The sequence below is a fragment of the Prauserella flavalba genome (genome assembly GCF_003202235.1).
Taxonomy (GTDB): Bacteria; Actinomycetota; Actinomycetes; order Mycobacteriales; family Pseudonocardiaceae; genus Prauserella_A; species Prauserella_A flavalba.
Genome location: NZ_MASU01000037.1, coordinates 1 through 9,662 on the forward strand (window position 1 = coordinate 1; position 9,662 = coordinate 9,662).

Here is a 9,662-nt window from a genome sequence, read left to right on the forward strand (position 1 = left end):
GACCGAAGTCATCGACTGGCACGCCGAACACATCCACGACGGCACCTTTCTCGCCCTCGTGCGTACCGCGCTGGCCGCGATGCCCCACCCGATCGCACCGGGCTCCGGCCTGGCCCCCATGCTGATCAACCTCCGGCTATCCCAAGTGGACAAGAAGTTGGCCGGACTGAGGATCGTGCGGTTCGCCGACAACTACGTCGCCTTCGCCCGCACCCGCGAGGAAGCGCAGGAAGCGTTCTACGCCATCAGCGACGCCCTGCAGCTACTTCGGTTGCGACCCAACGAGACCAAGAGCCGTATCCGCGAAGACGCCAACGTCGAAGACCTGTTCCTGATCGGCGGCTGAGGCATGGACGTGGAATGGATCGAGGTTCCCGGCGGAGTCTGCCCGTTCGGTGACGACGCCCGCCCGGTCCCGGTACCGACGTTGTTGTGGACGCGCACCCCGATCGCCTACGGACACCTGCCCGGCGAGCATCCCGATCTGGGCCCGCGGTTTCCCGTCGCCGAGGTCAGCCACGCCGAAGCGGCCGAGATCGCCAGCCGGTTGGGCGGGCGGTTGCCGCGCTCGGCGGAGTGGGAGTGGATGGCGGCCGGGGCCACCCGGCGACGGTGGCCCTGGGGCGACGCGCCGTGGCAACCGGCGCGTGCGAACCTCCGGGACTCCGGACACAACACGGTCACCCCGGTCGACACCCACCCCGACGGCGCTACCCCCGACGGTGCGCTCGACGTCGCGGGCAACGTGTGGGAATGGACCGCCAGCAAGGCGATGCGCGACGGGTTCGTCATTCGCGGCGGCTCCTACGCCTCGCCGCCGCTGTATGCCCAGTGCACTTTTCTCAACGCCGCCCCCGCCGAGTTGCGCTCGCGCGGCATCGGCCTGCGGGTGGTGCGTGAACCGTGACCTCCCACCAGCGGCCGACGCGGGTGCTCCTGCCCGACGAGGGCCTGATCATCCTCAACTGCTCGCGGTCCAAGCTCGTGACGAGTTCGCCGATCCCAGCGTTGGAGCTGTACCAGGGCGGGTGCATTCCGCACGCGCGCGCGCATTTCGCCAACAACCCTGTCCTCCGCGCTCGGATCCGCATCCTTTCTGCGGCACATGGCCTGCTGCGCCCCGATGACCCGATCAGTACCTACGACCGGCGCCTGCGGACCCGAGCTGACGCCCTACGCCTGCACGAGCAGACCGTGTCCGGGCAACTGGAGGCCGAACTCGCCGACACCCGCGCATTGCGGCACCTGCTGATCATCGTCGAGCCGCTCTACCTGCTCGCCCTACAGCACGTGTTCGACCGCCCGGACCGGCTGGAGCACCTCGCGGTCGTCACCACCCCGTGGGGTTGGCAGGACGGGCTGGAGCACTTGCGCCGCTGGGGGTGGGCATGACATCCCTGCACGAGGAACTGCTGCGCCGCAACAACTTTCACACCAGCAGCACCCGAAGCTGGGAAGCCATCGCCGGCCTCGGCTGGCACGAGCCCACGCCATCCACCATTCCCTTGGCCGCCGTGCGCACGGTCTCGGTGGTCATCCCAGCGCACAACGTCGGCTACTGCCTGCTCGCCGTGCTCGACGCCCTGGAGAACCAGCACCACCGATACCGCTTCGAGGTCATCGTCGTGGACGACGCCAGCACTGACAACACGGCCGCCATCGCTGCCGGGCACTCGATCGTCACCACGGCCATCCGCCTGCCGGAACGGATGGGCGCCGCCACCGCCCGCAACCTCGGCACCGCGCTCACCCGCGGCCAGACCGTGCTCTACCTCGACGGCGACATGCTCCTGCCCCCGCACGTGATCACCGACATCGCCGCCCGCGCCACCGACACCAGCGTGCTGGTCGGTTTCCGCCACAACCTCCCCTACGAGGCGCACCAGGGCGGGCACGGAGTCCTGGCCCAACACCCGAACCTGGCGGCCGACCACCGCGTCGTGTGGCGGCCACCGGTCGGCCGCCCGCTCCTCTACACCGGCGTGACGTTGACCGAGCCGGTCGACGGCAGCCCGCTGGACCACACGCACGACTTCGTCGACCTTGGCTACGGCCAGCGCTACGTGGACTGGGATCTGCCGCGCATGGTCGTCACCGCGCTGGTCGCCGTGCCGCGCGCGGCCGTGGTGGACATCGGGGGCTTCGACCCGGAGTTCGGGCGCATCGGCTGGGGCATGGAAGACACCTACCTCGGCGCGTGTCTGATCGCCGCCGGCATGTTGGTGATCCCGCTTCGGCAGGCCGTCGGGTTCCACCTCGATCCACCCGACGCGGACGAGCAGTGGCAGCAGAAGCTCGCCACCTGGCCGGACACCCTCGCCCGCTACTGGGACCTCATCCGGCAGCCCGCCCCGACGGGGCGTTCCCGCGCGTTCACTACCGCCATGACCGACCTGCTGCGCATCTGCGAGGTACTGCGATGATCCCGCCCGCATCCACCCCGCCCACCACTCTGACGCGAACCTTCACCGCGCGCCGCTGCGATACCGGCTTTGTCGTTCACGACCCACTGACCGGGCAAACCCACCGCGCCGATACCGAACTCCCCTCCGGCCGCGTCCGGCTCTCCGACGCCGACATCGCCGCCTGGCCCGAAGTCCACCCGGCAGCGGTGCAGGCCGACGTGCCGATCAGCGTGTGCTGGTCACCGTTGGTGCGCTGCAACCTCGCCTGCCCGCACTGCCTGGACGACAAGACCGTGCCCGAGCTGGCCCGGCCCAACCGCCACCGCATCGCCGGTCTGCTCGCCGAGTCCGGCGTGTTGGGCGTGGACATCTCCGGCGGCGAGCCGCTGCTGCTGCGCGAGCTGCCCGAACTGATCGACACCCTCGCTGCCGGTGGCTGCGCGGTCAGCGTCACCACCAACGGCACCCACCTGGCCCGCCGCGCCGAAGCCCTGGCCACCCGCGTGGACGCCGTGCGAGTCAGCCTGGACGGCCCCGACGCCGAATGCCACGACCGCTGGCGCGGGGCAGGCAGCTTCGACCGCGCCGTCGCGGGAATCCGCGCGGCGGTCGCCCACGGCATCCCGACCCAGATCCAGACCGTGCTCCTGCGCTCCACCGCGCGCACCAGCGCCCGCCCGATGGTCGAGTTGGCCGCTGCCCTCGGGGTATACGGGGTGACCTTCCTGCAGATGCTGCCCATTGGGGAAGGGGCCGCCCTCGCCGACGCCGAGCAACTCACCGACCACGAGGCGCGCGGCCTGCTCGCTGAGCTGACCACCACCGCCGACGTGGCGGTGCGACTGCGCACCCGCGAGGCCGCCGGGGGCTTCACCGTGATCCGCGCCGACGGCCAGGTGTGGCGCAACGAGCCCGGCGTCCAAGGCATCACCACCCTGCGCCCGTTGCGTGGGGTCCACGACCTGGCGCTCAGCGGACGGGACGGCTCGGCATGACCAACCACTCGACCGCCAGCGCACCGCCGAGCCCGACCGGTCGGCGCACACACGGGAAGGACAGGCGATGAGGACGCCGACCAGTGGCCAGCTCGACCGGTTCGCGCAGGTGCTGGGCCACGAACTGCGGGCGGCGCGGAAACAACGCGGCTGGACCCGTAAGCAGATGCGCGCCCACCTGGCCGAGAGCGCCGACGCCGAGAACGACGAGGTGTCCCTGCAAACGCTGGCCACCTACGAACTGGGTACCCGCCGTATCTCGGTCCAGCGACTGGTGGAGCTGTGCGCGGTGCTGGGCCAACCGCCGGACCAACTCCTGCTGCGCGCGATCACCGGAGCGTTCGGCGCCGACACCAACGATCGGGTGGAAGTCGACCTGTCCACCCTCGCTCGGACCGCCGACCCCCGGCTCACGCACCTGCGCCGCTGGGCGGCCGTGCGCGTCCGCCAGCGCCCCGCAGGACTGCCTCCGGTCGAAGAACTCGACGGGCACGCGCTCTCCGCGCTGGCCGCACTCGCTGGAACCACCAGCAACGAGCTCGCGCACGCACTGCGTGACCTGGCCGGCGCATCGCGCACCTGACCGCAAGACCGCGATCTCCCCTTCTTACCGCGACGAATGGACTTCCCGCATGGCCACCACCGCACGCCGTGTGTTCGAGCACCAACAGATCTGGCGGCTCACTCCGGACGCCCTCCGGGACGCCACCACGCTGCTGGCCGGCGCAATCCTGCGCGACCACGACTCGATCCAGCACGTGATCGGCATCGCCAACGGCGGCACCGCACCCGCTCGCATGATCGCCTCCACGCTCAGCGTGAAAGCCCGCACTGTCCGCGCTCAGCACAACAGCGGCGATGCCACCTACCAACAAGCCACGGGCAAAGTCGCCCTCGACCTCGACCCATTGGCCCGCGCGCTGAACGGACGGCGGATGCACGGCCGGGTGCTGGTGGTGGACGACATCTGCGGCAGCGGCGCCACCCTCCACCGCCTCCACCACGACCTCGCGCCGCTGCTCAGCCCGAGCGCACAGGTGCTGACCGCGGTCCTGTGCCTCAACACCGGCGCGAGCACGCTGCCGGACTACTCGATCTGGACCGTCTCGGACTGGGTGCTGTTCCCGTGGGAGAAACCGCCCGCCGACCAGGACACCACCCCATTGCCGCCCCCGCAAGAGGTCGCCCGCCATGCCTGATTCGACGACGCCGCTGACTGTGGCGTTCGTCCTGGCCTCCTACGCCCCGAACGCGCCGGCCGGGATCGAACGCGCCACCGCCGCCCTCGCGCACGGCCTGCGCCAGCTCGGCCACCGCAGCCTCATCCTCACCGCCGCCCCGATCCACACCCCGGACAACGACGTGCTCAGGCTGGGCTCGGTCGGCGTCACCTTCCCCTGCGACGACGACGAACTCCGCGACGCGATCAGCACCCACGGACAGGACACTCTGCTCGCCGCCGAACTGTGCGAGCTGTACCGACGGCACCGGGTCGACGTCGCCGTCTACACCGACGGCTTGTGGGGGCTGGGCCGGGCGGCACCGGTCGGGCGAGCGCGCTCGGTGCTGGCCATGCACGTCGTCGGCCACGACCAGGACCTGCGGCCCGCCCTGCACCGCGCCGACCTCGTCATCGCGCCATCCCAGACCGTGCTCGACCATGCTCACCAGCGGGGCTACGACAGCGGTGGCTGGCAGGTGGTGCCCAACGCCCTGCTCCACGACCACGCCCCGACGAGCGACTCCCGCCGCGAGGCGCTGCGGCGGCACGGCCCCATCCGCGTGCTGGCGCGGCTCGGGCCGGAGAAGAACGTTCGCAGCCTGCTGGACGCCGGGCGCCTGGTGGACCGGACCATCGAGGTAGTCGTGGGCGAGGCCGGGTTCGAGGTCACCACCGGCGGCCAGGCCGCCGAGCTGGACCGCTGCCGCTACTCCGCGGCGCACCTCAAACTCGGCACCGTCCACGGCGGCGGCCTGGCCTGGGACCAGGTGCCGGCCTGGCTCGCGCAGGCCGCGGCGGTGATCGTGCCCTCGCTGCGCGAGAGCTTCGGGCTGGTCGCGCTGGAGGCGATGAGCGTCGGAACCCCGGTCGTCGCCTTCGACGTGGACAACCTGCCCACTCTGATCGGCACCGGCGACGGTGCCGGCGGCGTGATCGTCCCCCGATCGTGGGGCGAGCACGGCCTGTGGCGCGCCGCCGAGCGACTGCTCGAAGATCCGGTACGCTACGCCGAACTATCCAGGGCTGCGTACTACCGCTCGCGGGACTATCTGCCCACCACAGTCGCCGAGAGATTCGTAAAGGCGGTGCGGTGATGCCTGCTGGCGTCCCTCTGCTCCTGGTTGACGGTCACAACCTGCTCTGGCGCGCGGCCTTCGGGTTCCCCGCCCCGATCCACTCCCGTGACAAGACCCGTGACCTGACCGCCGAGTTCGGGTTCTTCGCACTGCTGCGGGTCGCGATCCGCGAAGAGATGCCGCAACCGCCCGAGGTGCTCGTCGTGTTCGACGGTGAACACGGCGCCGCCGACCGCAAAGACAGCGACGCCGACTACAAGGCCAACCGAGTCCTCGACGAGGCCGCCCTCAAGCCGCTGCGCGCGATCCCGCACGTTCAGCAGGCCCTGACCGGCTACGGCATCCGCTGGATCGAGATCGACACCGCCGAAGCCGACGACGTGATCGCCACCCTCGTCGCCACCACCCGCCAGCGAGAGCCCGAACGCCGGATCTGGATCATGTCCGGCGATCGCGACTTCTACCAACTCGTCGACGAGCGTGTCCGGGCGCTGAACACGGTGATGAAGCGCGGCCGACGGCACATCGGTCCCGCCGAGGTGCTCGACCGCTACGGCGTCACGCCCGCCCAGTGGCCCGACTTCTGCGCACTCAAAGGTGACCCGTCCGACAACATCCCCGGCGTGAAAGGCATCGGCGCAGGCACCGCAGCCAAGCTGCTCGCCGACGGGCTCCACCTCGAACAACTCCCCACCTCCGACAGGCTGACCGGCGCGAAGAAGGCCGCCGTCACCGACGCCTGGCAGCAGGTGCTCGCCTGGCGCGACCTCATCCGAATGCGCACCGACCTCGACCTCCCGCACCAGCCGACCGGCCACCCGACGCGCGAGCTGCCCAAGCCCGCGGAAGTCATCGAGAAGCTAGGACTCTGGTGACCGCCGCGCCGTTCTTCACGCCGCCGTCGTCGGTGCTGACCGTGATGGCCCACCCCGACGACGCCGAACTCTGGGCCGGCGGCACCCTCGCCCGCTGCGCGGACTCCGGGGCCGCCGTCACCATCGCCGTCCCACACCACGCCGAACCGGTCCGGGACGCCGAAGCAGCGGCCGGTGCGGCAATCCTGGGGGCCACGCTGTACCAGTACGACCAGCCCACCGTGACGGCCCTGCGGGAACTGTTGCTTGCCGTACGGCCCGAGGTCGTCATCACCCATCCGCTCCGCGATGTGCACCCCGACCACCGCACCGTGGCCGACACCCTCGTCACCGCCCTGCCTGACGTCGTCATCGCCACCGGCTACCCGCACCGGGTCTATACCGCTGACACCTACAACAGCCTCACTCTCGACGGCCCGATCCCCGCGCACACGATCGTCGACATCACCGACACCTACGACCGCAAACAGCGCGCCCTCGCCACCCACGTCTCCCAGCCGATCACCGACCACTTCGGACCAATGGCCGAGACGCTCTCCCGCCTGTGGGGAGGCCGGATCGGCGTGCGCAACGCAGAGAACTTCGTACCGTTGCCCGTGCTCGGCCGCCTCCCGGCGTCGTTGGCCTTGTGATCAGTTGCCCGCATACCGCTGACAACCCTTTGACCTGCGAATACGCGCGTGAAACCGATACGATGCGGCAGGAGCCTGATGGGGTGGTCGGATGACGAACGAGCAGGTGAGCCCACTGGCCGCGTGCCGTCTCGCCGCTGGCTTCACGCAGGAGAGCCTGGCCGAGCAACTGAGTATCGACCGCAGCACCATCGGTCGCTGGGAACGGGGCGCCCAAGCCCCTCAACCGTGGCAACGGCCGGACCTCGCCACGAGCCTGCGGATCTCGCTGACCGAACTCGACGACATCCTGCGCCGAACGAAGCCGCCGACCGAAGCAGAACCGGCCGCCACGGCGGCACCGGACGGTGCTCTTGCGACGGAGGTACAGCGTAGCCAGCAGGAATGGCTCCGCGTGCGGAACGCGCCGGGAGTACGGGGCCGCGAGCTGACCGAGTTGGCCGCCTGGCTTTACCCCGAATCACACCGCGCACCGGGTGGCCATGTGTTGGCTGGCCCCGGCTGGCTGCTCGACGAGCCGGTCCCATTGAACTCGGTGCGCCTGGTCTGGGCCGGCCAGCAACGACCCGTTCCTCAACTGGGCTCGTTCGGGCACGTGCTGCCGATGACCGACCGGGGCGATCAGTACTCCGGATACAGCCGAGCCGTGTGGGACATCGTCCGCCCGCGCCTGCTGGAGAACCGACTGAGCTATCGACTGCTCGACTTGCGAGTCGATCACGGGCTGGAGTTGAGCTTCGGGACGACCACCTTCTTCGAGGTGTTCGACGTCAAGCAAGCCCTCGCGCACGAGTTCAAGGCAGCGTGGCTGGCGTCGAACCGCTCCGTCCCGAACTGGACCGCGCTGCCGCTGCGCACCGCGATCGGTGATCCCTTCGACCCTCAGCGACTGCTGATGTCGCCGGGGATCAGCACGCTGACCATCCGCCGGGACCGCTCAGGCCAGCACCGATTCGTCCTGCACGAGCGCGACGGGGGGAAGGTCGCCGACGGCGGCGGGCTGTGCCATGTCATGCCAGCCGGCGAGTTCTAGTACTCCAGCTGTAGTTCGTGATCTTGCTGGAGGGGCCGGTGAGATGGGCGCGGCCACCACGTGATCATGGTGTTTGTGAAGACAACTCAAGATCATGTGGTGGCCGCGGCTGCCAGCGTAGACCCTGCGGGGTGGCAGTCGCTGCTGGGTGAGATGTTCGTGCGGATGGGGCACCGGTTCGCGCGGGTGGAGTCGCGTCGCCGCGCGGGGCGGTTCGTGCAGGGGCTGCTGGCCGGGCTGGTTCGGGTGAACTGCTGGACCATCGCCGAGGCTGTCGGGGACAAGACCCCGCATGGGATGCAGAACCTGCTCTCGCGCGCGAGCTGGGACGCGGACGGGGTTCGTGACGACCTGCGCGAGGTCGTGGTCGAGCAGCTGGGTGATCAGGATGCGATGCTGGTCATCGACGAGACCGGCGACCTGAAGAAGGGCACCGAGTCGGTCGGAGTCCAGCGGCAGTACACGGGCACGGCGGGCCGGATCGAGAACTCACAGATGTCGGTGTTCCTGACGTATTCCACCCCGGCCGGGCATACGTTCATCGACCGCGAGCTCTATTTGCCTGAAAGCTGGGCCGAGGACCCCCGGCGCCGGGACCGGGCCGGAGTGCCCGCCGCGACCCGCTTCACCACGAAATCCCGGCTCGCGTTGGCCATGATCACCCGGGCGTTGGACGCGGGCGTGCGGGTGGGGTGGGTGACCGGGGACGAGGCCTACGGCAAAGACGCTGCCGGCCTGCGCGATCCGCTCGAACAACGCGGACAGGCCTATGTGCTGGCCGTGGCCTGCGACCATCGCATTCCCGGGCCCGGCAGGCAGAGCGTGCGAGCTGATGAGCGGGCGGCCGCGCTACCGAAACGGGCCTGGCAGAAGCTCTCCGCCGGAGCGGGCGCGAAAGGCCGGCGCTACTACCTGTGGGCCCGCATCCGGCTGCACCCCGCGGGCACCACCGGTTATCACTGGATCCTGATGCGCCGCAACCGGCGCACCGGGGAGACTGCGTTCTACCGCTGTTACAGCCCCCGCCGGGTCTCACTGGCCAAGCTGGCCCGCGTTGCCGGGCGTCGCTGGACGATCGAGGAAACGTTCCAGACCGGCAAAGAACTCACCGGCCTGGACGAGCACCAGGTCCGCACCTGGACCTCCTGGTATCGCTGGACCACGCTGGTCATGCTGGCCCACGCCTTCCTCGCCATCGCCGCCGCCCATGCCCGCCACACACCACCGCACGAGGGCCTGATCCCGTTGACACGCAACGAGATCAGGCACCTCTACGCCCAGCTCATCCTCAAGCCGGCCCGCCGCGTCGCCGACATCCTGGCCTGGTCCACCTGGCGCCGACGACACCAACATCACGCCCGGCAAAGCCACTACCAGCGACGACACGAAAACCCAGCACCCGATCACGAACTACAGCTGGAGTA

The 9,662-nt window shown here is 69.9% G+C and carries 12 protein-coding genes; all 12 read left to right on the forward strand.

The features are described 5' to 3' along the window. A partial coding sequence (locus BA062_RS39365; protein WP_484266827.1) for an RNA-dependent RNA polymerase family protein occupies window positions 1-346 on the forward strand: 346 nt, incomplete at its 5' end. Between the two features lie 3 nt (window positions 347-349). Further along, entirely contained in the window at window positions 350-907 is a 558-nt protein-coding gene (locus tag BA062_RS39370; protein WP_110344205.1) for a formylglycine-generating enzyme family protein, read from the forward strand. Then, window positions 904-1,392 (forward strand): DUF6884 domain-containing protein, encoded by a 489-nt coding sequence (locus BA062_RS39375; protein ID WP_110344206.1) that lies wholly within the window; start codon window positions 904-906, stop codon window positions 1,390-1,392. The genes BA062_RS39370 and BA062_RS39375 overlap by 4 nt, the downstream gene beginning before the upstream one ends. Then, the gene (locus BA062_RS39380) at window positions 1,389-2,423 is read left to right on the forward strand and encodes a glycosyltransferase (RefSeq protein ID WP_168214228.1); all 1,035 of its coding nucleotides are present in this window, start codon (window positions 1,389-1,391) and stop codon (window positions 2,421-2,423) included. Before BA062_RS39375 ends, BA062_RS39380 begins: the two co-directional genes overlap by 4 nt. Then, a complete protein-coding gene (locus BA062_RS39385) occupies window positions 2,420-3,400 on the forward strand; it encodes a radical SAM protein (protein ID WP_110344208.1) in 981 nt (326 codons plus the stop codon). Before BA062_RS39380 ends, BA062_RS39385 begins: the two co-directional genes overlap by 4 nt. Before the next feature lie 67 nt (window positions 3,401-3,467). Next, window positions 3,468-3,983: a helix-turn-helix domain-containing protein gene (locus BA062_RS39390; RefSeq protein ID WP_110344209.1), complete on the forward strand. Its 516-nt coding sequence runs from the start codon at window positions 3,468-3,470 to the stop codon at window positions 3,981-3,983. Between the two features lie 49 nt (window positions 3,984-4,032). Next, window positions 4,033-4,599 (forward strand): phosphoribosyltransferase, encoded by a 567-nt coding sequence (locus BA062_RS39395; RefSeq protein WP_110344210.1) that lies wholly within the window; start codon window positions 4,033-4,035, stop codon window positions 4,597-4,599. Then, the gene (locus tag BA062_RS39400) at window positions 4,592-5,716 is read left to right on the forward strand and encodes a glycosyltransferase family 4 protein (protein WP_110344211.1); all 1,125 of its coding nucleotides are present in this window, start codon (window positions 4,592-4,594) and stop codon (window positions 5,714-5,716) included. The genes BA062_RS39395 and BA062_RS39400 overlap by 8 nt, the downstream gene beginning before the upstream one ends. Beyond that, on the forward strand, window positions 5,716-6,573 hold the full coding sequence (locus BA062_RS39405) for a 5'-3' exonuclease (protein ID WP_245960254.1): 858 nt from the start codon (window positions 5,716-5,718) through the stop codon (window positions 6,571-6,573). The genes BA062_RS39400 and BA062_RS39405 overlap by 1 nt, the downstream gene beginning before the upstream one ends. Continuing rightward, window positions 6,570-7,205, forward strand: coding sequence for a PIG-L deacetylase family protein (locus BA062_RS39410; RefSeq protein WP_110344212.1), 636 nt, complete (start codon window positions 6,570-6,572; stop codon window positions 7,203-7,205). The genes BA062_RS39405 and BA062_RS39410 overlap by 4 nt, the downstream gene beginning before the upstream one ends. A gap of 91 nt (window positions 7,206-7,296) precedes the next feature. Further along, the gene (locus BA062_RS39415) at window positions 7,297-8,238 is read left to right on the forward strand and encodes a helix-turn-helix domain-containing protein (protein ID WP_245960255.1); all 942 of its coding nucleotides are present in this window, start codon (window positions 7,297-7,299) and stop codon (window positions 8,236-8,238) included. A gap of 153 nt (window positions 8,239-8,391) precedes the next feature. Then, the coding region (locus BA062_RS39420) for an IS701 family transposase (protein WP_245960024.1) at window positions 8,392-9,662 on the forward strand (1,271 nt) is incomplete at its 3' end.

Excerpts from the sequence above, each read along its gene's own strand:
- BA062_RS39370 (WP_110344205.1), top strand. The coding sequence starts at position 350 with ATGGACGTGGAATGGATCGAGGTTCCCGGCGGAGTCTGCCCGTTCGGT.
- BA062_RS39380 (WP_168214228.1), top strand. The coding sequence starts at position 1,389 with ATGACATCCCTGCACGAGGAACTGCTGCGCCGCAACAACTTTCACACC.
- BA062_RS39385 (WP_110344208.1), top strand. The coding sequence starts at position 2,420 with ATGATCCCGCCCGCATCCACCCCGCCCACCACTCTGACGCGAACCTTC.
- BA062_RS39390 (WP_110344209.1), top strand. The coding sequence starts at position 3,468 with ATGAGGACGCCGACCAGTGGCCAGCTCGACCGGTTCGCGCAGGTGCTG.
- BA062_RS39395 (WP_110344210.1), top strand. The coding sequence starts at position 4,033 with ATGGCCACCACCGCACGCCGTGTGTTCGAGCACCAACAGATCTGGCGG.
- BA062_RS39400 (WP_110344211.1), top strand. The coding sequence starts at position 4,592 with ATGCCTGATTCGACGACGCCGCTGACTGTGGCGTTCGTCCTGGCCTCC.
- BA062_RS39405 (WP_245960254.1), top strand. The coding sequence starts at position 5,716 with ATGCCTGCTGGCGTCCCTCTGCTCCTGGTTGACGGTCACAACCTGCTC.
- BA062_RS39415 (WP_245960255.1), top strand. The coding sequence starts at position 7,297 with ATGACGAACGAGCAGGTGAGCCCACTGGCCGCGTGCCGTCTCGCCGCT.